Annotated in this window: 18 protein-coding genes and 1 pseudogene; 9 read left to right on the top strand and 10 right to left on the bottom strand. The window is 38.5% G+C overall.

The window, feature by feature from the left end:
• Genes E4N78_RS10385 through E4N78_RS10375 form a run of 3 tightly spaced genes read right to left on the bottom strand, consistent with a single transcriptional unit; the run spans position 1 to position 2,397 of the window.
• Positions 1-462 carry a YbaK/EbsC family protein gene (locus E4N78_RS10385; RefSeq protein ID WP_255810480.1) on the bottom strand — a complete coding sequence of 154 codons (462 nt, stop codon included), beginning with the start codon at positions 460-462 and terminating at the stop codon, positions 1-3.
• Positions 463-1,446, bottom strand: coding sequence for a FecCD family ABC transporter permease (locus E4N78_RS10380; protein WP_255810479.1), 984 nt, complete (start codon positions 1,444-1,446; stop codon positions 463-465).
• An 18-nt stretch (positions 1,447-1,464) separates the two neighbouring features.
• Positions 1,465-2,397 (bottom strand): ABC transporter substrate-binding protein, encoded by a 933-nt coding sequence (locus E4N78_RS10375; protein WP_255810478.1) that lies wholly within the window; start codon positions 2,395-2,397, stop codon positions 1,465-1,467.
• 126 nt (positions 2,398-2,523) lie between these two features.
• Between E4N78_RS10375 and E4N78_RS10370 the strand changes: the two genes are divergently transcribed.
• Genes E4N78_RS10370 through E4N78_RS10360 form a run of 3 tightly spaced genes read left to right on the top strand, consistent with a single transcriptional unit; the run spans position 2,524 to position 6,185 of the window.
• Positions 2,524-3,252, top strand: a complete 729-nt coding sequence (locus tag E4N78_RS10370; protein ID WP_255810477.1) for a gamma-glutamyl-gamma-aminobutyrate hydrolase family protein — start codon at positions 2,524-2,526, stop codon at positions 3,250-3,252.
• A 31-nt stretch (positions 3,253-3,283) separates the two neighbouring features.
• Entirely contained in the window at positions 3,284-5,413 is a 2,130-nt protein-coding gene (locus tag E4N78_RS10365; protein WP_255810476.1) for an ATP-dependent DNA helicase, read from the top strand.
• Between the two features lie 22 nt (positions 5,414-5,435).
• Positions 5,436-6,185, top strand: a complete 750-nt coding sequence (locus tag E4N78_RS10360; protein ID WP_255810475.1) for a lysophospholipid acyltransferase family protein — start codon at positions 5,436-5,438, stop codon at positions 6,183-6,185.
• Between the two features lie 3 nt (positions 6,186-6,188).
• Here E4N78_RS10360 and E4N78_RS10355 read toward each other — a convergent pair whose 3' ends face one another.
• The 3 genes from E4N78_RS10355 to E4N78_RS10345 all read right to left on the bottom strand — a co-directional run bounded on the left by E4N78_RS10355 (position 6,189) and on the right by E4N78_RS10345 (position 10,350).
• Entirely contained in the window at positions 6,189-8,933 is a 2,745-nt protein-coding gene (locus E4N78_RS10355) for a hypothetical protein (RefSeq protein WP_255810474.1), read from the bottom strand.
• A 24-nt stretch (positions 8,934-8,957) separates the two neighbouring features.
• Positions 8,958-9,368 (bottom strand): hypothetical protein, encoded by a 411-nt coding sequence (locus tag E4N78_RS10350; RefSeq protein WP_255810473.1) that lies wholly within the window; start codon positions 9,366-9,368, stop codon positions 8,958-8,960.
• Positions 9,369-9,543: 175 nt separating this feature from the next.
• Positions 9,544-10,350 carry a hypothetical protein gene (locus E4N78_RS10345; RefSeq protein ID WP_255810472.1) on the bottom strand — a complete coding sequence of 269 codons (807 nt, stop codon included), beginning with the start codon at positions 10,348-10,350 and terminating at the stop codon, positions 9,544-9,546.
• 204 nt (positions 10,351-10,554) lie between these two features.
• Here E4N78_RS10345 and uvrA point away from each other — a divergent pair, with 204 nt between their 5' ends.
• Genes uvrA through E4N78_RS10330 form a run of 3 tightly spaced genes read left to right on the top strand, consistent with a single transcriptional unit; the run spans position 10,555 to position 19,144 of the window.
• Positions 10,555-13,419 (top strand): excinuclease ABC subunit UvrA, encoded by a 2,865-nt coding sequence (uvrA, locus tag E4N78_RS10340; RefSeq protein WP_255810471.1) that lies wholly within the window; start codon positions 10,555-10,557, stop codon positions 13,417-13,419.
• A 9-nt stretch (positions 13,420-13,428) separates the two neighbouring features.
• Positions 13,429-16,647, top strand: a complete 3,219-nt coding sequence (locus E4N78_RS10335; protein ID WP_255810470.1) for an LPS-assembly protein LptD — start codon at positions 13,429-13,431, stop codon at positions 16,645-16,647.
• Between the two features lie 46 nt (positions 16,648-16,693).
• The gene (locus tag E4N78_RS10330) at positions 16,694-19,144 is read left to right on the top strand and encodes a helix-hairpin-helix domain-containing protein (RefSeq protein ID WP_255810469.1); all 2,451 of its coding nucleotides are present in this window, start codon (positions 16,694-16,696) and stop codon (positions 19,142-19,144) included.
• A 144-nt stretch (positions 19,145-19,288) separates the two neighbouring features.
• Here E4N78_RS10330 and E4N78_RS10325 read toward each other — a convergent pair whose 3' ends face one another.
• Together E4N78_RS10325 and E4N78_RS10320 are read right to left on the bottom strand one after the other, a co-directional pair.
• Complete coding sequence (locus tag E4N78_RS10325; RefSeq protein WP_255810468.1) at positions 19,289-19,795, bottom strand: deoxycytidylate deaminase; 507 nt, start codon at positions 19,793-19,795, stop codon at positions 19,289-19,291.
• A gap of 84 nt (positions 19,796-19,879) precedes the next feature.
• Positions 19,880-21,067 carry a glycine C-acetyltransferase gene (locus E4N78_RS10320; protein WP_255810467.1) on the bottom strand — a complete coding sequence of 396 codons (1,188 nt, stop codon included), beginning with the start codon at positions 21,065-21,067 and terminating at the stop codon, positions 19,880-19,882.
• Between the two features lie 210 nt (positions 21,068-21,277).
• Between E4N78_RS10320 and E4N78_RS10315 the strand changes: the two genes are divergently transcribed.
• Positions 21,278-21,406 carry a hypothetical protein gene (locus E4N78_RS10315; protein WP_255810466.1) on the top strand — a complete coding sequence of 43 codons (129 nt, stop codon included), beginning with the start codon at positions 21,278-21,280 and terminating at the stop codon, positions 21,404-21,406.
• A 233-nt stretch (positions 21,407-21,639) separates the two neighbouring features.
• Positions 21,640-23,352, top strand: a complete 1,713-nt coding sequence (locus E4N78_RS10310; RefSeq protein WP_255810465.1) for a hypothetical protein — start codon at positions 21,640-21,642, stop codon at positions 23,350-23,352.
• Between the two features lie 258 nt (positions 23,353-23,610).
• On the opposite strand, the pseudogene E4N78_RS10305 reads toward E4N78_RS10310, so the two are convergent.
• Both E4N78_RS10305 and E4N78_RS10300 read right to left on the bottom strand, forming a co-directional pair.
• Positions 23,611-23,856, bottom strand: a pseudogene (locus E4N78_RS10305) (hypothetical protein); the annotation flags it as partial.
• On the bottom strand, positions 23,853-24,767 hold the full coding sequence (locus E4N78_RS10300) for an Rpn family recombination-promoting nuclease/putative transposase (RefSeq protein WP_255810463.1): 915 nt from the start codon (positions 24,765-24,767) through the stop codon (positions 23,853-23,855). The gene E4N78_RS10300 and the pseudogene E4N78_RS10305, both read right to left, overlap by 4 nt.
• 281 nt (positions 24,768-25,048) lie before the next feature.
• Between E4N78_RS10300 and E4N78_RS10295 the strand changes: the two genes are divergently transcribed.
• Positions 25,049-25,756, top strand: coding sequence for an RluA family pseudouridine synthase (locus E4N78_RS10295; RefSeq protein WP_255810461.1), 708 nt, complete (start codon positions 25,049-25,051; stop codon positions 25,754-25,756).
• Positions 25,757-25,761: the final 5 nt, after the last annotated feature.

Here is a 25,761-nt window from a genome sequence, read left to right as displayed (position 1 = left end):
TTATTTGCTCACGCTTATCCATGTTACAGCTTGTGATGCTTTTTCAAGTTCTTGAACATTCATGCGGACGGCCGTGTTTTCGGTTCCTGCTGCGGGATAGACCCAATCCAATGGCCTTATAGATTCGTCTATATAAACAGGAACTTGAGTCTTTAGGCCGAAGGGGCAAACCCCGCCTGCAGGATGGCCGATAAAATTGAAAAGCTGTTCTTCATTCATCATCTTTGTTTTGCAGTGGAATGTTTTCCTGAATTTTGCATTGTCTATGCGGGCCGATCCTGCAAGAAGGATGAGTATAGGATCTTCTTTTACCATAAATGCCAGGGTTTTTACGATGAATTCTGGCCTACAGCCTACCGCCTCTGCCGCAAGATCTACGGTTGCACTTGAGGTTTCGAATTCTATAATTCTGTCTTCCAGTGAAAATAAGCTTAAATGATCGCGTGCTTCTTTTAATCCCATTTACTTCCTCCTTAAAAGATAAACAAAAAAAGGGCCGCCGACCAGAGCCATCAGGGTACCGACAGGTAACTCTATAGGTGCTGCTATTGTGCGCGCAAATGTGTCGGCTATAAGCAAAAATATCCCTCCGTTTAATATCGAAAGGGGTAAAAGATATTTGTAGTTGGGGCCTGTTATAAGTCTTACGATGTGGGGAATTACAAGGCCTACAAAGCTTATGACTCCGACGAGGGATGTGGAAATAGCTGCCAAAAAGGAGGCTGTGAGCGAAATTAGAATTCGGCTTTTTGTAATGTTTAAGCCTAAACTGCCGGCCTTTTCGTCTCCGAATAAAAGGAGATTGCTCGGACGGATGGCTGCAAGGGCGGCTGTAAGGCCTATGAGCGAGTAGGGCAGCATAAGTTTGACATCATACATACTGCGTCCCGAAAGGTTTCCGCTGAGCCAAAGCATGATGTTTTGAATTTTATCGCTGTTTAAGATTGTGATAAGATAACTTACTCCTGCAAAAAAAGCGTTTACTGCAACCCCTGCCAAAATAAGGCGGACGGTTTTTACTCCGCCTTTCCAAGCCAAAAGGTAAACCAAGACTGCCGCACCCATTGCCCCTATAAATGCGAAGAGGGGGGCTGCCGTAACAAATTGCGGAAAAATTAAGAGAGCCAGTAAGAGCCCCAGCTTTGCTCCGCTTGAAATGCCTATTATTCCGGGGTCTGCCAATGGGTTTTGAATAACCGCTTGGAGAAGGGCACCTGAAGCTGCAAGGTTTGCTCCGACTATCAAAGCTAAAATAATTCTGGGAATTCTTATGTCCCAAATAATTATGGCAAAATCGGAATTTTCATGATAGAATATAATTTTTATAATCTCATTCAGAGGTATCCTTGTGCTTCCGAAATAGATTGCAGCCAAAACGGATAAGGCTAGAAGAATACAAGAAATAAAGAGAAAGATAAGCATTTTTCTTCGGCGTTTATCCGGCATTTTTTTACCCTTTAGAATTTAATTTTCGGTTTCTCCGTAGATTATTTCTTTTAAATTTTCGACGGCCTGCATTATTTTGATGTTCCGTGAAACGGTGTATAAATTACTGTCAAGGTCGTAGATTTTATCTTCTTTTACAGCCTTTACCTTCTGCCAAATTTCATTCTTTGCAAATTCAGTCCTGAGACTTTCGGCAGTATTTTCAGAATTTGTATGGGTAAGGCGTATGATTATGTCCGGCTGATGTTTTACGATTTCTTCTATGTTGATGGGAATATAGGATTTGTCAAAGTCTCCGATATCGTTTGCGATATTGTGAATTTTTAAAACTTCCATTAAACTTCCTGTGTAGCAGTTTTTTGTTCCCATCATCAGTTTTTTAGGAGAACCTAAAAGCATCAAGACCTTGGGGCTTTTTTTGCTGTAAATGGAGCGGCGTACTTCAAGGGTTTTTGCTTCAATCGTTTGAATTATGTGCTCGGCCTCTTTTTGTTTTGAAGTTATTTCTCCCAGATGTTTGATTGTATTTAAACATGCCTCATAGGAATTTAAGTCGACATAGTCAGTTTTTATGTTTTGGTTTTGGAAGATCTTATCCAATGTTGGTTTTGAGCCTAGGGAGGCCAAATAGATATCCGCATTCAGCCGTTTTACAGTTTCGATATCTGGCTGCAATGGCATTCCGATTTTTTCGGTCTTCGCATAAAGCTCAGGCATGGGATGACGGCTTGAAGGAACGCCTGCAACATTTTTATAGCCGAGGTCATCTAAAATTTCTACTATGGACATAGTGCCTGCAATAACACGCGGCCCTGTTTTTGCTGTTGTGCGGTCAGGCAAGGCTGCTTTATCCTTTTTGAAAAATATGTTCTCTGCTTTTGAACATCCGGCAATAAGTACAACTACGATAGCAATTAGTATAATATGTGTAAGAAATTTATTTGTTCCCATGGGGCGGTATTCTAAAACTATAATGGAAAAAAATCAAGTCATAGATAAGATTTTTTACTTTATAAATTGTTGTATTGAAATTAGACAGAAAATATGTTAGAATAAACTCCTTGTGCCGGAGGTTATATGAAAAATAAGCCTGTTATTGGGATATCTGCAAGTATATCTTTTGATAAAGACGAATACTTTGCCGGATTTGAGCATGTAAATGTGAGTTATGCTTGTGTAGATTCGATCAAAAGAGCAAATGCCCTTCCTATGGTCATTCCCGTAATTGATGATCCTGAGGCGGTAAGCGCTCTGGTTGAAAAACTTGATGCTGTTCTTTTAAGCGGGGGGCACGATGTAAATCCTCTTTTGTGGAATGAAGAGCCTTATAAAAAACTTTCCGGTATTTTACCCAAAAGGGATAAGTTTGATTTTCTTTTAATAAAATCTGCCTATGAACAAAAGAAACCTATTATGGGAATTTGCAGAGGCTGTCAAATCTTAAATGTTTATTTCGGCGGTTCTCTTTGGCAAGATATAGACGAACATGTAGAGTTTTATATTAAGCATAAACAGCAGGCGGCTTATAATGAAGCCACCCATTCTATTCAAGTAGAAAAAAATTCAGGCCTTTACCATATTTTGGGGGATAAGGTTTTGGTAAACTCTTATCATCACATGGCTATAAAAAATCCCGGATCAGGTTTTGAGGTTACGGCAAGAGCCCAAGACGGTATTATAGAGATGATTGAGAATTTTTCTTCAGATTCTTTTATGTTCGGAGTACAGTGGCACCCTGAGATGTTAAGCGAAAGAAATACAAAAATGCAGGAGCTTTTTAATTATTTCGTATCCAAAATAAGTTAGATTCTTTTTAGTATAAAAATTTTGCGGTTTTATGGAATATTTTGACGACAATTATTTTGATGATGAATATATAAGGCCCCTTGACCCTGAAAAGGTTTCAAGCCTATTGGATGAAGGCGGAAATTTTGCTTCTTTTTTTGAAAAATATGAGGCCCGCAAACCTCAACTGTCTTTAACAAGATCTATCTGCCGATGTTTTAATGAAGAAGCTATCGGCGTATTCGAAGCAGGTACGGGGGTCGGCAAAAGTTTAGCTTATCTTTTGCCGGCTATTATCTGGGCAAAACAGAATAAAAAGCGTATTGTAATTTCTACAGGTACGATTAATTTACAGCAGCAGCTTATCGAAAAAGATTTACCGACCGCAAAAAAAATATTGGGTGAGGCTTTTAAGGATACAAGGGCTGTTTTGGTAAAGGGTCGGCATAATTTTTTATGTCTCCGCCGCTTGTCTCAGGCCTTGAAAGAAAATGATTTTTTTACGGAAGGACAGGAAGAGCTTGAAAAAATAAAAGAATGGGCTACGGAAACAAAGGATGGGAGCCGCTCCGATCTTGACTTTATGCCTTCAGACTGGGTTTGGTCGAATGTGTGTTCCGAGCCTGATAACTGTTCAATGAATAAATGTCCTTACTTTGCAGGCTGCTTTGTGATGAAGTTAAAAAAAGAGGCTGAAGCCGCTTCCGTATTGGTGGCAAACCATCATATCCTTTTTGCAGATCTTTCGGTCCGTGCAGAAGGCTTCGGATATCAGGGAACTGCTGTGCTCCCTTCTTATGACAACATAATAATAGACGAAGCTCATGGAATTGAAGATGCTGCCCAAAGTTTTTTTTCAAATGATATTTCACGGTTTACCTTGCATAGGCAAATTAATTTGCTTTACCGTTTTAGGCGCGGAAAACAAGCCGGCATTTTAAGCGGTATAGTTGCAATTTCTAAAAAAGCGGAGCTTTTTACTTCTATTATAAATTTGCTGGAAGTATGCACGGCTTCTTTTAGCGTCCTTGAAGAAAAAGCCTTACAGATATTACAAAATGTTCAGTCCAAGGGGCTTTCTCAAACTGCAAGCGATGAGGCTGGCGATATTTTATCATTGATAGATACTTTTTTTCAAAATATAAATAATCTTAATATAAAACTTGAAAGTCTGATAAATTCGGCTGATGAGGATAAGGATGAAGAAGATTATATAAGAGAAGGCTTTGTAATTTTACGCCGCTTAAAAAAAATGGCTTCAGTGATGGAAAATTTTTTAAACCGGACGGAATTCCCAAATGATGTTTTTTGGTTTGAGAAAATAAAAACTTCTCAAGGTGAGGCAGTTAGGTTTATTCAAACACCTTTAAACTTAGCTCCAATAATGCGCCGCTCCGTTTTTATGCCTATGGCAACGGTTATCTGCCTTTCGGCTACTTTAAAAATAGGGGAGGATTTTAATTTTTGGCTTAATAGAAGCGGACTTTATAATTTTACCGAAAAAGAAATTATAACGGGCTTTTTCCCTTCTCCCTTCCCTTATGAAAAAAATGTTGTTTTTAATATTCCCACGGACATGCCCATGCCTGATGAAATTCGTTTTCAAGAAGCTGTAAACGAAACAGTGCTTTCCCTGTTGGAAATAACTCAAGGTAAAACCCTCATCTTGTTTACATCTTATGACTCGCTTCAAAAAACTTGCGATTATGTCAGAGGACACATCGATGAGGATATAAAAATCTTAAAACAAGGCGAGGCTGACAGGATGCAGCTTTTAGACAAGTTTAAGGAAGATGTTTCGAGCTGTTTGTTTGCTACATCTTCCTTTTGGGCCGGAGTGGATGTACCGGGGGAGTCTCTTTCCCATGTAATTTTGGTAAAACTTCCGTTTGCTGTTCCGACTGAGCCTATTTTTAAAGCCCGGTCGGATTTAATTGAACGAGCCGGAGGAAATTCCTTTATGCAGCTGAGTGTGCCGGAAGCGGTTGTGCAGTTTAGGCAGGGCTTCGGAAGGCTTATGCGCTCCAACACCGATAGAGGAATAGTTACGGTTTTGGATAAGCGTCTTTTGGTAAAACGGTACGGCTCTATATTTATTCAAAGTATTCCTAAAACTCTTCAATGTTTTTCTGAAACTAAAGACATATTGAATAAAATAGAAGATTTTTTGTATAATAGGTAAACTCTATTTTTAGGAGGAGCCAGTGGGTGCCTTTATTGCAATTTCATGTTGTTTAGTTCTTTTAAGTTGGAGGTCCGCTCTCATCGGTATATGCCATTCCGTATATAGAAAGGGATGCGATTGGGTTAATAGCCGTGTAATAGTCGGTCCGGCCCCCCGTTTGATTTTTGCTGTCTTTAAAAAATATATAGGTTTTAGGTTTGAAGGAGATTATTCTCTTATCGATAAATTGCCGGATCAATATTTGGTTATATCCAATCACCAAAGCCTTTTAGATATCGTGGTTCATATGAACTATTATAACGGTACCCGTCTCCGTTTTGTTGCAAAAGAGGAATTAGGGCATAATATTCCCCTTGTATCGCCTATGTTAAAAAGCGGAAAACACTGTCTGGTAAAAAGAACCGGAAGTCCCACTCAGGCTATGAAGTCTGTCGACAAATTTGCAGAACATGTTGTAAAAAATAATCTTATTCCAGTTATCTTCCCTGAAGGCTCCCGCTCAAAGGATGGAGAGTTAAAAACTTTTCATGCTGCGGGTTTTAGGCGTTTTTTAAATTCGGCTCCTATGCCGGTTGCAGTTTGCGCAGTGGACGGCGGATGGAAGTTATCCTCTCTTACGCGCTTGGCAAAAAATTTAAAAGGCGGAGCCTATAGAATTAAGCTTTTAAAAGTCTATGACGCCCCCCTAACAAAGGAAGATCAGCTGAAGATTCTTGAAGAAGGAAAAGCCTTAATACAGGCTCAGCTTGATAAATGGCGGTCTTGCTGAAGCTTAAAAGCTTATCTGCATTATAGCCTTAAATTTTCCTATTTTTACATTCTCTAAAGGATGAGCATATTCTATGCCTATTTTAGATCCGCTTATATCCATGTAAAATTTACCGTATATTGATTGATAAATATCGGCCTTATTTTTTCCTGCATCTAAAAAGTTAAAAACGGCTCTATATCCTGCGGATAGGTTTATTCTACTAAAAAATATAGGGAGCCATGAGCTTCCGGTTTGAATATCATAGCTGAAGATTTTTATTTCGCTTTCAATTCCTAAACCGTAATTTATTTTTCCGGGATTTATGATTTTTTTTATGTTTTCGTATTCGCTCATGTTTGGAAGGTAGGATGTCATTCCCATAAAGGCCCTGTTATTAAAAAACTCATAATTTCCGGTATGGGGCAGGGCAAAGGCATTGTATCCAAAATAAGAGCTTAAGTTTAGTTTAATCGGGATAAGGGGAGGACTAAAACCTGCAAAAGCTTGGAGGGCTAAGGCATTTGTTTTTGATGGAAAATGAAACCCGTGTTTTATGCCTAGAGCTGTCTGAACTATGTTTACATCCTTTGTAAAAAAATCCGTATTCAATTTTTGTTTGGACTTTTGATACATATAAACGGCTGAAATCTCTTCGGATAAAACGCCGTCGCCTAAGCTGTAATCATAAAGGGTTTTGGATTTTTCATAGTAGTCGGAAGGAAAAAAGCTAAAACCCTCGATAGACAGAGCCGCTCTTCCAAAAATATTGTGATAAGATGAATTTAGGGGGAAAGACAATTCCGAGCTTATGCTGCTTCCTATTTTTCTAAATTTAAAAAGCTTATTTTCGTCATAAAATTTTATTTGAATATCGGCAGGCTTCGTTTCGGCCTTAAACAAAATGCTTGTCTCGTAAAAAAAAGGTTTAAAGTAAAAAAGAGAAAGTGTTTCTAAAAATAAAAAATTTGTAGGGTCATTCCAATATAAATTTACACCCGCAGCCATAGTCTTTTTTTCTTCAAAAAGGCCTGAAATATCGAGTATGGGCAGGGGGAAGGGCTTATGTATCCACGAAAAATAATTATATTTATCTTTGCTTAAAATAGCCGTATTGGGAATTTTTGTTTTAGGTTCTTGTGCGGATATATCACAGGGCTTTAAGGCTGCTTGTCTTTCCGTAAAAGATGATACATCTATTTTATATATGGAATTGGACTTTGTAAAAACACCTACATAAATAACTTCGTATTCTTCCGTTTCTTTTTTTTGTTTTACGATCGGAAAAAAAGTACCGCCTGAAATATCTTTTTCCAAAACTTTTAATTTATTTGTTTTTATATTAAAAATTGCCGAGCGGTAAAGCTGATTTTTATCGGCCCATGAAAAGCTTAAAATAGGTTCTTCTTCAGAGTTATTGGTCTGTAAATATCTTATTGCAGGCAGAGGATGCTCAAATTCCAATTTTTGTATTTCTTTTGATTGCGTATTTATTATCAATATATCTCTTTTTATTCCATTGGCTGCTATGACGGCAATCTTGTTCTTTCCGGCAAATACGGGATTATAAAGAGCCGAGTAGGCGAGTCCGGGGCCTGCTTGTAAAATGTCTTCTTTTTTTTCAAAGGAATTCTTATCTATTAAGACCAGATTTGAAAACTGACTTTTTATTTCGATACCGCAAAAACTATTTTCTCCGCAAAATGAAGCATATCTTAAAGAATGATATTCTTTGTTTATAAACCTTCTTTTTTCCATATCGAAGATGACTGCCCTGTTATGCTCTCCGGTTGGCGTGCCGATTAAGTCGCTTACCAAAAGAAGTTTGCCGTCTTGTGAAAAGCTTAAAAAAGAAAGGCCGGGATTTGCAGTAAAAAGTTTTTCAGTCTTGCCGGAATCATAAAAAAATAATACATCTTTTGTTGCAAAGTCAAAACAAGCAAAGCCGTCTTTAGAGCTTGCCGTAATATTGAAGCCTGATTCAGCCTTGATAGGATTTTGAGGTTTAAGAGCATTTTCAGGAAAATAAATAGATTCTAAAAAATTCTTCCAAAGCTCATCGAGTTCTTTATTAAAAATTTTTTTTGTCTTATTTTTAGGAAAAGAAGAAAGAGGGTTTGCCCAGTATTTTGCATAAGTTTCCATGCCGTAAATCTTTTGAAGATAGGAAGCAAAGGCTCCTCCGTAAATATAAGGCCAAAGACCTCCAGGATAGATGTCCCTCGGCCCTGCCGCTTTTTTCCATGTAGGACTTGAGTTTTCGAGCCTGCCCTGCATTAGGTGATGCATGATTAAAGGATCGTTGAGCCTGCCTTGTTCTCCGTCAAGGCTTTCGTATGAAACCGTAACACCTTCTACAAAAGAGAGGGGTAAAAGAGGTAAAAAATATGTAAGAGAGATTGCATGGGTCAATTCGTGATAAAATACCTTTAAAATTACATCGCTTAAATTGCTTAATTGGCCTTCTTCAGGTAGTGTATCAAAAAGAACTATTCTGCGGTACGGAAAAAAAGTATAATAACCGTTTAGGGCTTCGCGGTTACCTTCAATATAGATGGGCATCCGCTTAGGAATTTTACGGTTTAGTTTTTGCGATATTTCTTCGGCATATGTATCGGCATGTTCTGCAATCAGGGCTGCTGCCTTTTCAGATGATTCAGAGTAAATGATGTCAAAGTATTTTGTCTTTTGAACAAAAAGCTTTTCGGAATTTAGGCTTAAAACAAGGGAAATTGAAAATAAAATGATTAAAAAATATCTGCGCTTCATGATTATGATTATGCGCAAAAAATACTAGGCTGTCAAGTCAAGCACGGCTGCAGGCAGAGCTATTCCGCCATAGCCTATGTTTTCCGTTTGAGTTATGGTGCTTTTAAGTTGATTATGATAATAGTCTAAGAGCCCGTCAATCCGGCTTTCGGTCATTTCGGATTGTAATTGAGCTGAGGCCGATTCCGTAAGGTTGGCTTTTTGAGCTTCATTTGTTTTCATGGATACGAGCTGATCTATTATAGAGTTTAAGATGCGAAGCTTATCTATACTCATGCCTGATTGGCCTTGGCTCTGAGCAAAGCCTGAAACATACTTAAAATGAGCATAGATTACCTGACTCGGCTTTACGGGAACATAGGCTCTTCCGCCTGCCGAAATCTTAGGCATAGCAAGTTGAGAAAGGGCTTGAAGCGGCGAGCTGTTTGAAACCATATTACCTCCGATTCCACGATCTAATTTATATTTAGATTATCGGAATTTAAAAAATCTGCTTTAATTAAAGATTAGCTTATATGGATTTTAGATTGGGGCATAAAAAAATGCCCCTCCTTTTTAGAGGAAGGGCGGTTTTTTGAAAATTCCTTAAGTATTTATTAGAAAATCTCTATTATTCTTTTTTTAAGGGAGCATTTTCAAAGGCAAGTATCGGTTTCTCTGCGGAATTTTTGTCATTTTGGGGATCAAAAACGGCATAGCGTTTTGAGTCTTTTACTCCATCGGCTTTTAGATTAGAGGGGGTTTTCCCGGCTTCAGGAGTCCATTGCCCGGTAAGTTCATCAAAGATCATGTTTATCCTGTGATTCTTTTTATATACAACTTCTTTTGCATAAAAATATCTTTTAACACCGGCTTCTTCCCATTCAAGATAGGCCTTATTATCGTCATAGAAGTTAAGCCTATATTTTACATTTACACCGGTATTAGTATTAATGGCTCCACAAGGTCTGTCTTCTGTCTTTCCGCCATTATTATAATCGTTAATACATCCTGTACCGCTGTAGGAATATATTGAGCCCTTTAAAGTGGTAGTAAATTCGGGAAGAGCCTTTTCGAATTCGAGCTTTACATACTCTGAATCCTTGGCTCGTTTATAAGAAAGAACTCCATTCGCGTCAACAAGATTTGCAAGAGCTCCTGCTTGATATCTGACATCTATTTTAGTCTCCGAAGTTGCCGCTCTAAATCCGTCATCTTTTTCTTCGCCCTTGCCGTAGAATGTATCTGTACCGTTTATAATTACTTTATAAGCACTGGAATCTGTGAAGAAAAATTCATATTTTTTGCTGTCGATAGTTCCCACATATTTTCCCGGTTTTGCGTTTACTTTTCCAAAAGGATTTAGTCCGCAGCTTGCAATAACGGCAGCAATAAGCATAAGGCTTATAGCCCCTGCAATCAGTTTAATCTTTTTCATATTTGCCTCCAAAATTAAAGATTAGTATGCCTTATATAAAACCTAAGGCCCTAAATACGATTATACAAAGAATTAAATACTTGTCAACTGCAAGTTTAAGCAATTTTGATCAAAAACTTCATTTTTATAAAATTTCTTGTGTTTTCTTGCGTCTTTTATAAATATCTTCCCAAAACCTCATTTTTTGTGTATAATGCTTTCCTTATGAACAATAAAAATCAAGGCGGACACCTAAATAAACTCATCGTAAAGGGTGCCCGTGAACATAATTTAAAGAATATTGATGTGGAGCTTCCACGCGATAAGCTCATCGTTATATCCGGTCTTTCGGGATCGGGAAAAAGCTCCCTCGCCTTTGACACTATTTTTGCCGAGGGGCAACGCCGTTATGTCGAATCTCTTTCGGCCTATGCCCGTCAGTTTTTAGGCAGAATGGATAAGCCCGATGTGGATTACATCGAGGGGCTTTCGCCTGCTATTTCTATAGAACAAAAAACTACGCACCGCAACCCGCGTTCTACGGTCGGAACGGTAACCGAAATCTATGACTACTACCGCCTCCTTTTTGCCCGTACCGGCCATGCCCATTGTCCTTCTTGCGGAAAAGAGATTAAGGAGCAGACGGTTGACCAGATTATAGATACCATTATGAGCTGGCCGGAAGGAACCCGCGTTCAGATTCTCGCTCCCATTATAAAGGGAAAAAAGGGAGAACACCAAAAGATAGTGAGTGATGCTATCGCCGCAGGTTTTGTGCGAGCTCGTATAGACGGCCTTCTTGTAAACCTCGAAGACGGGGTAAAGCTCGATAAACAAAAAAAACACACAATCGAAATAATCGTAGACCGAATCCGGCTGTCGAAGGATGTGCGGAAACGCCTTTCGGAATCGGTGGAAACGGCCTTGGAAAGTTCCGGCGGAACCCTGCTTGCTACAAAACAGGACGATAAGGATTCTCCCGTAACCGAGGTTTTCTTTTCGCAAAAAAATGCCTGTTCTGATTGCGGCATTTCGATGCCCGAATTGCAGCCCCGCCTTTTTTCTTTTAATAACCCGATAGGGGCCTGCCCCGAATGTACGGGACTCGGAATGACTCAGCACTTTGACCAAGACCTGATAGCCCCCGATAAAAGCCTTTCGTTTAATGAGGGCGTTTTTGTTCCGTATAATCCCGAATCCGATTGGAACAGGGTGCGGTTTGAAGCCCTCGCCGCCCAATTCGATTTTTCTCTTGATACGCCATTGAACAAGCTCCCCAAAAAAATACAGACCATCATTTGGGAAGGTTCGGGCGATACAAAGATTCAGTTTTCTTATACGTCCAAAAGCGGATCGGGGAAATATTCTTATAACCGCCCTTGGCCGGGGATAATGGCCGACATGAATCGGAAATATAACGAATCTTACTCGGCTTCTATCAGAGAATATTATGAAAAGTTTATGTCGATAAAGCCCTGCAAAACCTGCGGAGGAATGAGGCTTAAGCCCGAAGTGCTGGCAGTAACGGTGGGCAATAAAAACATTCATGACCTTACCTGTCTTTCCGTCGGGGATTCTATCGAGTTTTTGGAAAAATTGAAGTTAACCGAAACGGAAGAACACATAGCCTTTCAGATTTTAAAAGAAATTAAGGCCCGCTTGGAATTTATGAAAAATGTCGGTCTTGACTATTTAACCTTAGAAAGAAAGGCTGCAACCCTTTCAGGCGGCGAGGCTCAACGCATCAGGCTTGCGACCCAGATAGGTTCAAGTTTGATAGGAGTTCTCTATATTTTGGACGAGCCTTCGATAGGGCTTCATCAACGGGATAATCAGAGACTGATTGATACTCTTTTGTACTTGCGTAATTTGGGAAACACCCTCATCGTTGTAGAACATGACGAGCAAACCCTCCGCACGGCCGACTACATTGTCGACCTCGGTCCGGGTGCAGGCGTTCACGGGGGAAATATAACGGCCCAAGGTACGCCTGATGAAGTTGCAAAAGTAAAAAACAGTTTAACGGGTCAATATCTTGCAGGTACGCTTAAAATGGATATCCCTAAAGAAAGGCGGAAGGGTAACGGAAATGCTTTGGAGCTTTCAGGGGTGAGTGAGCATAATCTAAAAGATGTTTCTATAAAAATTCCTTTAGGAGCCTTTACCTGTATTACCGGAGTTTCGGGCTCGGGAAAATCCACCCTTTTAACCGATGTTCTGTATCCGGCAGTTTCAAATAAGATTATGCGTTCTTCTATTCCCGAAGGGGCCTATAAAAAACTGAGCGGCCTTGAGCACATAGACAAGGTTATCAATATCGATCAAAGCCCCATCGGGAGAACACCACGCTCAAACCCTGCGACCTATGTAGGCGTTTTTACGGGGATAAGGGACTTGTTTGCAAGCCTTCCCGAATCGAAGGCAAGAGGTTATAAGCCCGGCCGCTTTTCGTTTAACGTAAGGGGCGGAAGGTGCGAGCATTGTCAGGGTGACGGAACCCTCACAATCGAGATGAACTTTTTGCCCGATGTTTATATAGCCTGCGATGTTTGCCGAGGGAAAAGGTTTAACAAGGAAACCCTCGATGTCCGCTATAAGGGAAAAAACATTGCCGATGTTTTGGATATGACCATAGAGGAAGCTTCGGAATTTTTTGCTCCCATTCCTCACATTGCCCGAAAACTTCAAACCCTCTTATCGGTCGGTTTGGGCTATATAAAGTTAGGCCAATCGGCTCTTACCCTTTCGGGCGGAGAAGCCCAACGGGTAAAACTTGCAAATGAACTTGCCAAACGTTCTACAGGCAAGACCCTCTACATTTTGGATGAGCCTACAACGGGCTTACACTTTGCAGATGTCAAGCAGCTCATGCAGGTTATTCACCGCCTCATAGATCAGGGAAACACCGTCATTATGATTGAACACAACCTTGACGTTATCTTACAGGCCGATAAGATTATCGACCTCGGCCCCGAAGGCGGAACCAACGGAGGACAAATCATCGCCGAGGGAACGCCTGAAGAAGTAGCAAAGATAAAAAAGTCCTATACGGGATATTATATAAAGGAAATGCTTGAAAGAGTCAGGTAAGACGGAATAATGAAAAAAGCTTTGCAGGGGTTAATCTTTTTTGTATTTCTCTTTTCGGTAAATGTTTTACAGGCTGATGAAAATCCTGAAAAAACAATAAAGGTTACGATCGACTCCGCAGAGCTTACAGAATATGTAAAGGTTCCGTCGGCTCCTATAACCGAACAGATTGATAAGGCTTCTAAACCTGAAAGCGATAAATCCAAATCTGACTCTGATGAAGGTAAGGACGAAGACTCTTTAAAAGAAGATGATACGAAATCTGAAAAGGAAAAAAAAGATGAGCTTATTATTTTTACCGGCCTTGTTTCAATTTCAGTTTCAGACGGAAATTCCACATCTTCAATTTCTGCCGACAAAATAATCCATAATAAAACACGGGAAACATTGACTGCGATAGGTAATGTTGTGTATACCCGTAAAATCGGATCATCAGATGGGGAAAGTTTTAAAGGTGATTATCTAATCTTTAATATAAAAAAACTTGAAGGCGTCTTTGTTGATGGAATTATCGAACAAGCTCCGGCAAAAAAAAGCCAAGACCCTTTTAGAATTCACACAGGACTTGCAGGAAGAAATGAAAGCGGTGCGATAGCCTTTAAGGATGCCATGCTTACTACAAGTAAGGAAGAATACCCGCTCTGGTCGATTAGGGCAAGCCGCCTTTGGATTTTACCCGGAAACGAAATGGCTTTTTTTAACGGTTTTTTGTCGGTCGGAGTTGTACCTATCATGTACTTTCCCTTTTTTTATTATCCGGCTGATGAGATGCTTTTTCACCCTGTCTTCGGGTTTAAAAATAGGGAAGGTGCTTTTGTACAAACTACTACCTATATTCTGGGGCGTAAGCCTGCTCCTAAAAGCGATGAGGCGACTTCGTTTTCTAATTTTATGCAAAGCGATACTGAAAAAAAACAAAAACTTGAAGGCTTGTTTTTTAAAAAGCTAGATGAACCGGCTTCCGACACCGGAGGTTCGTATTTAAAATTGATAGCGGATGCTTATTCTGGGCTTGGATATTTAGCAGGTATCGACGGAAAAATTATTCCTAAAAAAGGATATGTAAAACAAATTGATTTTAATGCGATGCTGGGCTTTTCTTATAATCTTTATCCGGCAGATGGCAGCATTTATACTCAATATGGCGACAACGGCAGAATTTATAATAAGGCAAATCTTTTTGGAAAAATGGTTCCTTTTAGGTATGGTTTCAATTTTAATATGAGTATGACAAAAAGTCCATTTAATGTTTCCATTTCTTTTCCTTTTATCTCAGATCCTTTTTTTAAAAAAGATTTTATGGGAAGAAGTGAAGACATGAATTGGTTTAAATACTTTTTAAATAAAGATAAAATGGCTGCTGAAGATAATACTTCAAGTGAAAATTTTTACTCATGGAAGATAGACAGCTCAATAAACCCTAGTTTTTCATTGTTGCAGCCTTGGGTAAACTATATGGCTCTTGAAGCTTTTTCAGGTAAAGTTAATTTTGAAGCAAAAAAAAATGAAGACCTTATAGGTAAAGACTCTTTATATTCTCCGGATAGATTGTTTTACTACCCTAAAAATATACTTCCAGAATTAAAAGCCGGTATTGGGGGAACAATTTTTTCTACAAGAATTTCATCTCGAAAAAAAGATAAGCCTCAAAAAAAAGATTTAGCCGGTATAAACAATCCATTTGAAGAAGATACCAAGCCCATTGAAGAAAAAGAGTCTTCGCAGTTATTCTCGCAAGAGCTTTTTCCCCTATTTAAAATAGATCCTGTAAAAACTTATGATGTTTCAAATATTATAGATTATGATTTAACATATAAATTAAACGGCTCTTTTTTTGAGGATGTAACTTTTAATCATGAAGAATGGAAAAAACCTTTTGATATTGACTGGAAGGCTTTTTATTCTAACTTTTATAAATTAAGCGGACAGGCAAAATTTGACAGCAATTTTTCTTATAATAGAGGTTTTTTAAATTTATCTAATTCTTTTGAATTAAACGGTAATTATCAAAGTCACCCATGGTATAAAGATAAAACCGAGCATGATAAGGTTCAGCTGAATAACTATAAATTAAATATTTATACCGTAAAAAATACCAATAGCCTAAAATTGAATCCTTTTATTTTCAATGATTTATTTAAGCCTACTTTTTTTGAGTGGTCAATGTCAGAGATTCTTTTTCAAAATAAATTTAAGGGAACTCTTATAAAACCAGAATGGGAAAACGTAATTGCTAAATGGGATAAGGATTATATTATAACTCATGCGGCTTCTGCAGGATTTGGTATAAATTTAAAAGGCTATACCCAATTATTTAGCTCCTCCGTAAATTTAAGTCCGCTTTTGCAGTCTTATTCGTTCTTGGGAAGTTTTGCATTTCCTTACGGAAAACTTAGTATATCTACAAGACTTTTGGAAAAAGAGAAACAGCTTAAAAAATGGGCTTGGGATCCTTTTAAGGCTGATCTCAGTTTTTCTCTTCCATATGATATTTCGTTAAGCCAATCTTATTCTTACAGTATCGAAGATAAAAAAAGCGATAAGTATGCTGTTTCTTTTTATTGGAAATATATATCGCTGGTTTATGCAATGAGTTACGATACACCCTATAAACTTATTGCCGGTGTAGGATGGCAGCCGGAGAGTACCAAAAAATTTATGGCCCGTTCTTTGGATCTAAATATTTCAAATTCCTCAAAACCTTTTGTATTTTATGCTTGGAAAAACAGGGTAAAAATAGAGTTTTCGTTTAATTCCTCTCTTAATCTTAACTTAATAAGAGCAACCGATTCGTCGTTTTCTTTTTCGCCTAAACTCACTTTTAAGATACATGAATTTTTGGATATAAGTTTTAGCTCAAATAGCCGGAATGATGTTATTGCCCGCTACTTTCAAGATTCTCTCAATCTGCCTATTGTAATTCCGGGAGAAAAAAATGTGTTTACAGATTTGGCTTATTCATTTTATTTTTGGGATGAGGCAGCAAGAAAACAGTCGGGCTTTAAATTAAAATCTCTCAATTTTGATTTAACCCATTACTTAAAAGATTGGTTAATGAAATTTTCTTATTCGGTAAAGCCTGTGCTCCGTACGGCTGCGTCAAGAAAATATTATGAACTTGTTCCTACAATAACATTTACGGTTCAATGGAACCCGATAGGAGATATCAAGGTCCAAGCAAAAAAAGAAGATAAGGTTTTTTCTGTAGATAGCGGTGAAGTAAAATAGGTGCCGAATTCTACTCTTGTTTTAAGCCCTTGATTTTCTTATTTTTATGGTATATACTCATTTTATTATGGAATTTACAAATGAATTTATCGAAGGCCTCAGTGTAAACGAGGTAGATATTATGAAGAGAATTGCAGAAGAGCTGAATATAAATGTTGCTCAAGTTTCTGCAGTTATAAGTTTGGTCAATGAGGGATGCACCATCCCCTTTATTTCCCGTTATCGAAAAGAAATGCACGGTTCTCTTGATGAAGTTCAAGTCAGGGATTCAGACCGCCTATTTAAATCTTATACAAATTTGGAAACCCGCCGCCTCGAAATAGTACGGGGTATTTTTGCTGCCGGAAAGTTGACCGACTCTCTTTATGAAAATATAATGAAGGCCGGAACTCTTACCGAGCTTGAAGATATTTGGCTTCCCTTTAAAAAGAAAAAGAAAACCCGCGGTATGCTTGCCGTTGAAAGAGGCTTGCAGGCTTTAGCCGATTTGATGAAAGAGCTTGAAGCCGCTCCCCTTGAAGAAAAGGCTAAAGAATTTATTGTAACCGATGCCGAAACGGAAGAGCTAAATGTTCCCACGGCCGAAGACGCCCTCCAAGGTGCTGCCGACATAATTGCCGAAGAAATTTCTCAAGATACCGAAAACCGCAAAGCCGTTCATGATTATTTTATAAAAACCGGAAAGTTTGAAGTTAAGGGACTCGGTGATGAAGAGGCTGCAAAGACTTCCGTTTATCAGATGTACTGGGATTATTCCGAAAACTTAAACGAAATAAAACCCCACCGCGTGCTTGCGATTAACCGCGGAGAAAGGGAAGGGGTTTTGGAAGTAAAAATAGATGTAAGCATCGAAGATGCAATTTCTCTTTTACAAAATAAGTACACCCTAAATAACGATTACCATAAAGAAGCAATAGCCGACGGGCTTGTGCGCTTGCTCGCTCCTGCCGTTTTGAGAGAAATCCGAAGCGACCTTGCCGACACGGCTGACGAGCACGGTATAAATATTTTCAGCGAAAACTTAAAGCATCTTTTGATGACCCAACCCATCAAGGGTACAAGGGTTTTAGGAGTTGACCCCGGTATAAGAACGGGAACTAAATGTGCCGCTCTCGATGAAACAGGAAAATATCTGGGCTCCTTTGTGATTTATCAGCATAAGACTGATGAGGCTAAGTATTTGGTACTGGAAGCCGTTAAAAAATACAATGTTCAGCTCATCGCTGTAGGTAACGGCACGGGCTCCCACGAGGTGCAGGAAATAGTTTCCGCCGTTATCAAAGAATCTTGTCCCGATGTATTGTTTACGGTAGTCGATGAAGACGGAGCTTCAGTTTATTCTGCAGGCGATGTCGCCCGTGAAGAATTTCCCGATTTGGATTTAACGATAAGAGGGGCTATTTCTATCGGAAGAAGGTTGCAGGACCCTCTTGCAGAGCTTGTAAAGATTGATCCTAAGTCCATAGGCGTCGGCTTATACCAGCATGACCTAAACCAAAAAAAATTAAGCGAAGAGCTTGATGCTGTTGTAGGCTCCGTAGTAAATAATGTAGGCGTAAACTTAAACACTGCAAGTGCCTCTTTGTTAAAATATGTTTCGGGTGTAAGCTCATCTCTTGCAAAAAAAATTGTTGCCCGCCGTGAAGCCGAAGGGATTTTTACCGACAGGGAACAATTAAAAAATGTGAGCGGAATGGGGCCTAAATCCTTTGAGCAGTGTGCAGGCTTTTTAAAAATCCCCGAAAGCTCGAACCCCTTGGACAATTCTTGGGTTCATCCCGAAAACTACGAAACCGGAAAAATCATCTATGATGTAATTCATAAAAATGAAGAGGTTTCGGGTGAGCTTCGAAGTGAAATAAAAACCAAGTACAATATCGGAGACCAGACTATAAACGATATTATCGAAGAATTAAAAAAGCCTAACCGTGATCCGCGTGAAGATTGCCCTAAGCCCATAATGCAGCAAGGTGTTCTTCAATTTGAAGACTTAAAAGTCGGGATGACGGTAAAGGGAAAAATTAAAAATGTAGTCGATTTCGGTGCCTTTGTCGATTTGGGAATTAAGGAAACGGCTCTTTTACATATCTCGGAGATGAGCGATTCTTTTATTTCGGATCCGCTTGAGGCCGTAAAGGTCGGCGACATTGTAGAGTGTAAAATCATTTCACTTGACGAAGACCGCCGACGAATTTCTTTAAGCCGAAAAACGGGAGAAGGTGCAGCTCGCCTTACCGCAAAGCAAAAGTCTGAGGTTAAAAAACTTGTAGTCAAAACCAAGGACGGCAAAACGCTTACGGTTAAAACCGCTGCCGGATCTCCGGCTGTACAGGGCGGCAAGGCTCTTTCCGAAAGAGGAGAAAGAAGTCCCGCTGCAAGGGGGGAAAGGTCTCCTGCACATCGAGGCGATAGAAAGGTAGGTGAACCCCGTTCCCGCAAAGATGATGACGGTACAAAGTACAATCCCTTTGCAATTTTACTCCAAGGAAAAAAATAAGCCTAAGAACTGTGTTAGTATAAAAAACACCTTCCATAATAATACGATGTTTGCCGAGAGGCAAACTCGAAGATAAACAGTGAGGCAGAATTCCTGCCGAGCTGTTTATCATACCTCCTTGATGTATAAAAGATTTTATTCTTTTTACTGTCCCTTGTATTCTTCTAAAGAGTCGGAAATATGCTCTAGGATTATACCGGCTTTTTTAAACATTTCGATTGTGTCGGCCGAATCATGATAGCGTTTTTCTGCTACAACTCTTACAATCCCGCAGTTTATGATGAGCATAGCGCAGGTTCGGCAGGGAGTCATCTTGCAGTAAAGAGTTGCTCCGTCAATACTTATGCCCCGCTTTGCTGCCTGACAGATGGCGTTTTGTTCCGCATGGACGGTTCGCACGCAGTGCTGGGTAATTGAGCCATCCTCATGTTGAAGTTTTTTAAATTGGTGTCCTACATCATCGCAGTGAGGAAGGCCGGTAGGAGCTCCTACATAGCCGGTAACAAGAATCTGGTGATCGCGTGCAATAACACAGCCTGATCTTCCGCGGTCGCAGGTTGCCCTCTTTGCAATAGCCCGGCAAACATCCATAAAATATTCGTCCCATGAGGGGCGCTTATATTTTTCTTCACTGTTATTCGCGTCTACCATAAATCACCTTCCTTATCTACAAAATTCAAAGAAAGCACCGGTTTGATATTTTCAAATCGGTGCTTTTTATCTTAAAAAATAGAACTAAATGATTCCCATTTCTTTGCCGACTTTTTCACAGATTTTTACAGCTCTGTCAAGCTGCTCTGTAGTGTGGCCTGCGGTAACCATACATCGGACTCGGCCTGTTCCCTTGGGAACTGTGGGGAATACGATGGGGCCTGAGAATAAGCCGTTTTCAAAAAGCTTTTTCGAGAATTCTAAGGTCTTGGCTTCATCTCCGATAATAATCGGAGTAATCGGCGTTTCGCTGTGACCGATATTGTAGCCGAGCTTTCCTAAGCCCTCTTTAAAGTGCTTTGCGTTTGCCCAAAGCTTGTCCGTATATTCCGTTGATTCCATGAGCATCTTAACGGCTTCAATAGCGGCTCCTACGGCTGCGGGAGGAAGACCTGTTGAGAACAAGAAGGGGCGGCCCCTGTTTTTAAGCCAGTCGATAGTTACTTTTTTTCCTGCAACATAACCGCCTACAACACCGATAGCCTTTGAAAGGGTTCCCATTGCAACATCAACTCGGCCGTGAAGCTTAAAGTGGTCTACTGTTCCGCGTCCGCTTTCTCCTAAAACACCGCTTGAGTGAGCATCGTCAACATATGTAAGACAATTATATTTTTCTGCAAGGGCAACGATTTCGGGGAGCTTAGCAATATCTCCATCCATTGAGAAAACGCCGTCGCTTATAATTAAAACGTTGTTGTAGTTATTTCTTTTTCCTTTTAAAACTCTTTCAAGGTCGGCCATATCGGAGTGCTGGAAGACTGCCTTATCGGCCTTTGAAAGGCGGGTACCGTCGATGATTGAAGCATGGTTCAGCTGATCCGAAATGATTAGGTCACCCTTATCCGTAAGAGCCTGAATAACGCCCGCATTACAGTTAAAACCTGACTGGAAAGCTAAAACGGCCTCCTCTCTTTTAAATTCGGCTAAAAGTTTTTCCAAGTCATCATGTATCTTCATATTACCGATGATGGGGCGTACGGCTCCGGCTCCGGCTCCGTATTTTTCGATAGCCTCAATAGCCGCCTTTTTAAGCCTCGGATGATTTGCAAAGCCTAAATAGTTGTTGGATGAAAGGTTAATAACCTTTTTTCCGTTAATAATACATTCGGCATCGCTCGGCCCTTCAAGCGTAACAAGCTCTTTATATAAGCCCTGCTCTTTTAATTCTTGAACTTTTTTTTGTAAAAACTCCATATCATGGATATTCGACATAGTTTCCCCCTAATAAAATGTTTAAAATTCTTAAAGATTAAGTGGACTTTAAGACTGAGATATTATTTATCTTTTTAGCGATATTGTCAAGAGCCGTAAATAATCCGATTTTTTACACTAGACAATTTATAAAAAAGCGGTTAAAATAGTAAATATGTAGTAAAAAACAGGTTTTAGATTTACTTACCACAAAATTTGGAGGATTAGTTTATGAGGAAAAAGTTTTTTTTGTTTACGGCTGTTTTAATTGCCGTATTTTTATCGGGCTGCAATCAAAATGTTGACACGGCTAAAAAAACCGAAAAGCCGTCCATCGTCCCCCCCCCCCGGGTTCAGTAACAAAATATAAAATTACAGTAACCCGGCCCGAAAACGGCAAAATTGAAGTAAGCCCCTCTCTTCCTGCCGACGGAAAGGTTGATAAGGGCAGCGAGCTGACCTTTACGCTTTCCGCAAACACAGGCCATAAGGTTAAAGAGCTTATTATAAACGGTATAACATATTCGGATGTTACAGATAGTACCATTACGAAAAAGGTAAAAATCGAAAAAAATACGGCAGTTTCAGCTGTAGTGGAAGAGGAAGCAAGCCAGCCGGCAGAACAAATAACTATTGGAAATTCGGTTATCTATGTTACTAAAGATGAGGGCGGTAATATAATTAAGGCAAGCGGAGATATAACATTAGATAAAGTTGAAGAACTAGCAGAAAAAAGCACTAATAACGTAATAATAAACACAGATGCTCTTACCATAAAATCGTTTAAAAAGGAAAATAAGGACTTCACCGCTTACAAAATAAGTAAAGATGCATTAAAAAAAGCTGCAAAGGCATTAAGTGTTTTAAATATCGAAAATGCAGACAGCACCAAACAAAACATTACACTTGATGAAAATGCAAACATAAAAACTATCAGCGGCGATATTTCATTAGAAGATATTATGGAATGTACTAATGAAGAAACAACGGAAATAGCAAAATATATTGCTTATAATTTAAAAGAAAAAACAGAGCCCGATTTTGATTCAGCAAACTTAAAAATAAATACTTTTAATAAAACGCGAAATGCCGAAAATATTGAATGGGAATATATATCTACTCCTATTACTCCAAAATTTTTAAAAGAAACTAAACTTAATGCACTTAATAAAGCGGTTTTGAATTTTAAAGATGGTGATATAAATGTTCCTGTAGCATTTAAAAGCACTTTAACAGATTATTTTGATGTAAATGAATTTTATAAAGAAGTAACAACAAATGGAAAACTAAATATATTAAAAGATACAAATATAACTGTAAAAAATGATAAAGCGAATAATATTCAAATTTTATTAAGGGATTTGCAAGAAAAAAATCTTAACGGTTCAGGTCATACTTATACTCCATATATTGACAGTGCAGATTTATTAACACTAATTAAAAATGAAAAGTTGAAAGATGCTCTTGTTATCGGTGACATGTATGTAAAAGGTAATGTAAAAAATTTACTGCCACTTCTTATAGGATCAAATAAAATTGAAGAAATTAATAATGGTATAAAATTTTTAAATGTAAAGGAGTTTAAGTGTCCAGGACCAAATGTTACTGAATACGATGGTGGAGAAAATAATATAGAACCTTTACCTATGGAACAATTATTGGAATTTCGTAAAAGAACTAGTATAGTGAGAGATGATGTATTAAAAAAAGATACCAGATCAACAAGAATACAAAATTTAATTTTAGAAAATATAGATACTACCACTGTAAGTGAAAAAAACTTACAATTACTACATTTTGAAAGAAATTCTACAGCTGGAAATATAATATTTAAAAAATGTAATTTATCAAAATTGCAATATATAGGGACTTCAGGTACTGCAAATGTTATATTTGAAAATACAACCTTACCACAAACAATGGCTCAAACTACAATAAATGGTAATTTAATATTAAAAAATGTAACTTTTCCAAAAGAAGAATTTAATAATAATCCTGAATATGACTTCACTGATTTACCATACAATACTCCAAATATAACATATAGTTTAGAAATATATGGTGAAATAAAAGATAGTATTTTAAAAAATGCAACTCCTGAACAATTAGATTCATTAGTTCCACAAGAAAATATGCCTAAAGAATATAAGGGTTCAGAGGAAATATATAATAGACTTAAGAAAATATTTAAAGGTGAAGCACAAATAATAAATGGAAATCCAAATCCTAATTATCATGGTTCCATACAAAAACAACAAAGTCAACTTCTCGCTTTATTACAAACCCAAAATAAATCCCGCGGTTAGTTGATTTGTGCGGTTTTTTGAAAATATGCGGGCAATTACTGCGCTTCTGATGTAACCGGCGACATCCATGCCGCTTCTGAAAATCCTCGGTGTATCAGAACTGCCATGGATGGCAGTGGTTCCAAGCTACAGCAAGTTTTTTCGTCAGAAAAACTTGTCGTTGAACAGCGTACACGGATGTACGCTGTTCAACAGACCTGCGGTACTTTTTTGCCTAACTCCTTGCATCTGCTCCGCCTATTTGCAAAAAGTTGATTTTTATAGAGCCTTTATTTCTTCAACGGAAAGGCCTGTTCCTTCAGCTATTTTATCAATATCAAAACCAAACTGCTTAAAAGCCTTAGCCGTTTCAAGTTTGGTTTGGTATGTTCCATCAGAAAAGCCTCGCTTAATACCCTGTTCAATCCCTTTTTCAATTCCTTCGGCAAAAGCTATTTGTCTTTCTTCAGCTCTCTGTACTGCGATGTCTGTATCATAATCATATTCTGCTACTAACATATTTATAATTTTTCTATTTCCGCTTGAGTAAGCCCTGTACCCTCAGCAATTTTTGCTATCGGTATACCCATTTTCTTAAAAGCTAAAGCTGTTTTTATTACTCCATCGGAAAAGCCTCGCTTAATACCCTGTTCAATACCTTGTTCAATACCCTGTTCAATACCTTGTTCAATGCCTTCGGCAAAGGCTATTTCCCGTTCTTCTGCTCGTTGTACGGCTATATCGGTTTCATAATCATATTCGGCTAGTAACATATTTAATACCTCCTTAGTTTTGCGTTTTAGGTAGTCTCGCAAAATATTGTTTGTTATACATTCTTCAATCGCTTTTTGAAAGCCGGTTTGAGGCTCTATCTCTTTCCATTTTCTTACCGTTTCTACAAATATACTGTATTCTTGCATTGTCTGACAGTTTTCTAATAAAGGATGGCGGTTTTGATGATTAATGTTTATTACCTTAACTATCAATTCAAGAGAAGTATCTTCTGTCTTTTCTATAAAAGCATCCGATAGTTTTAATGTTTTATCACAGGGAAAGGTCTCTTCTCCATTATAGAAAACATAAAACTCAGGTCTTGGAATGTGTAGAAGTTTACGATTATATTTTTCCTTTGATTCAAAGATAGTCTCATACAGGCGGCTGACATATTCAAGACAGCGTAAGGGCATGTTGGGATTTATGGTTGATTGATGTTCTGCAAGCACTATGATTTTATTGTCAACGAGATAAGACACATCATTATAAAATGACATATACAAAACCTGATCAAGTCGGATGTTTTTTAACTGATCCATATCTGTAAGCTTGGTATTATGCAAAGCATTATATAGCGATAAAAAATTCTCTTTAGCTTTTTCATCTTCACTGAAAAGATCAACGAAGACAGAGTCTTTATATTTTCTGTTTGAAGTACCCATATGTGTTTCCTCACTGGTTGTATTATAGCATAGATTAACGGGTTTTCAAAGGTATAAACCGGCTTTTTTATCTTTAATATCAAATTATTTTGCACAATCATACATAGCGGTAGAGCAACGTTGATATGGATAATTGAAAAATACCCTATTCTATGATATAATCAGTTTATAGGATGTATACTTTTTGCACATCGAGGGCTCTTTTTCAATGCAGTGCAGGGTATGCTCTTGTTTCAAAGAAAGAAGAAATTAAAAAATTATAATAGGCGATTGATTTTAAAATGCACAATGAAGTAAGAATTTTATTTGAGGACAATTTTTTTGCGGTAGTTTTAAAAAACTGCGGGGACAATTCTCAAGTCTTTTTTAAAAAGACCTTTAGCGAAAAAAAATATGCCGAGGCAGTCAACCGATTGGATAAGCCTGTAAGCGGTTTAGTTCTCATAGCTTTTTCTCCTGCAATGCACACAAAGCTAAATAATCTTTTTAAAGAAAAAAAGGTAGAAAAAGAATATTGGGCAATCTGTAAAAAAATAGAAGAATTAAACTCGGCGGCCGATCCAGGAATAAACCGCACCGCTCCAGTTCTTTATAAAAAAGAATTCTGTGAAAATTATCTTGAATTCAATACAAAAATACAAAAGGGCTTTGTAACGGAATCAAAACAAAGAGGAAAAAAAGCATCTCTTTATTGGCAGCTTTCAGGGATTGGCGATAACTATAATTTTTTACGCATTTTCCCCGAAACAGGCCGCACCCATCAAATCCGTATTCAGCTTTCTCATTTGGGGATACCTATAAAGGGAGACATCAAATACGGTTTTGAGCGTACCGAAAAATCCGGCGGGATCAGGCTCCACGCCCATTCCCTAAAATTCGAACATCCTGAAACAAAAAAGCAAATAGAAATTTCAGCCCTTCCCCCGTCTCCCGATCCGCTATGGACAGCCTGCATCGAAGCCTGCTTGAAGGCTAAAAACCTTTCTTAAAAATA

Source organism: Treponema denticola (genome assembly GCF_024400535.1).
Taxonomy (GTDB): Bacteria; Spirochaetota; Spirochaetia; order Treponematales; family Treponemataceae; genus Treponema_B; species Treponema_B denticola_C.
The sequence above is the reverse complement of the archived record's forward strand: the minus strand, read 5'-3'. Positions and strand labels throughout refer to the sequence as shown.

Excerpts from the sequence above, each read along its gene's own strand:
- E4N78_RS10370 (WP_255810477.1), top strand. The coding sequence starts at position 2,524 with ATGAAAAATAAGCCTGTTATTGGGATATCTGCAAGTATATCTTTTGAT.
- E4N78_RS10375 (WP_255810478.1), bottom strand. The coding sequence starts at position 2,397 with ATGGGAACAAATAAATTTCTTACACATATTATACTAATTGCTATCGTA.
- E4N78_RS10355 (WP_255810474.1), bottom strand. The coding sequence starts at position 8,933 with ATGAAGCGCAGATATTTTTTAATCATTTTATTTTCAATTTCCCTTGTT.
- E4N78_RS10300 (WP_255810463.1), bottom strand. The coding sequence starts at position 24,767 with ATGGGTACTTCAAACAGAAAATATAAAGACTCTGTCTTCGTTGATCTT.
- E4N78_RS10295 (WP_255810461.1), top strand. The coding sequence starts at position 25,049 with ATGCACAATGAAGTAAGAATTTTATTTGAGGACAATTTTTTTGCGGTA.
- E4N78_RS10380 (WP_255810479.1), bottom strand. The coding sequence starts at position 1,446 with ATGCCGGATAAACGCCGAAGAAAAATGCTTATCTTTCTCTTTATTTCT.
- E4N78_RS10330 (WP_255810469.1), top strand. The coding sequence starts at position 16,694 with ATGGTATATACTCATTTTATTATGGAATTTACAAATGAATTTATCGAA.
- E4N78_RS10315 (WP_255810466.1), top strand. The coding sequence starts at position 21,278 with ATGAGGAAAAAGTTTTTTTTGTTTACGGCTGTTTTAATTGCCGTATTT.
- E4N78_RS10350 (WP_255810473.1), bottom strand. The coding sequence starts at position 9,368 with ATGGTTTCAAACAGCTCGCCGCTTCAAGCCCTTTCTCAACTTGCTATG.
- E4N78_RS10320 (WP_255810467.1), bottom strand. The coding sequence starts at position 21,067 with ATGTCGAATATCCATGATATGGAGTTTTTACAAAAAAAAGTTCAAGAA.
- E4N78_RS10335 (WP_255810470.1), top strand. The coding sequence starts at position 13,429 with ATGAAAAAAGCTTTGCAGGGGTTAATCTTTTTTGTATTTCTCTTTTCG.
- E4N78_RS10345 (WP_255810472.1), bottom strand. The coding sequence starts at position 10,350 with ATGAAAAAGATTAAACTGATTGCAGGGGCTATAAGCCTTATGCTTATT.
- E4N78_RS10325 (WP_255810468.1), bottom strand. The coding sequence starts at position 19,795 with ATGGTAGACGCGAATAACAGTGAAGAAAAATATAAGCGCCCCTCATGG.
- E4N78_RS10365 (WP_255810476.1), top strand. The coding sequence starts at position 3,284 with ATGGAATATTTTGACGACAATTATTTTGATGATGAATATATAAGGCCC.
- uvrA (WP_255810471.1), top strand. The coding sequence starts at position 10,555 with ATGAACAATAAAAATCAAGGCGGACACCTAAATAAACTCATCGTAAAG.
- E4N78_RS10385 (WP_255810480.1), bottom strand. The coding sequence starts at position 462 with ATGGGATTAAAAGAAGCACGCGATCATTTAAGCTTATTTTCACTGGAA.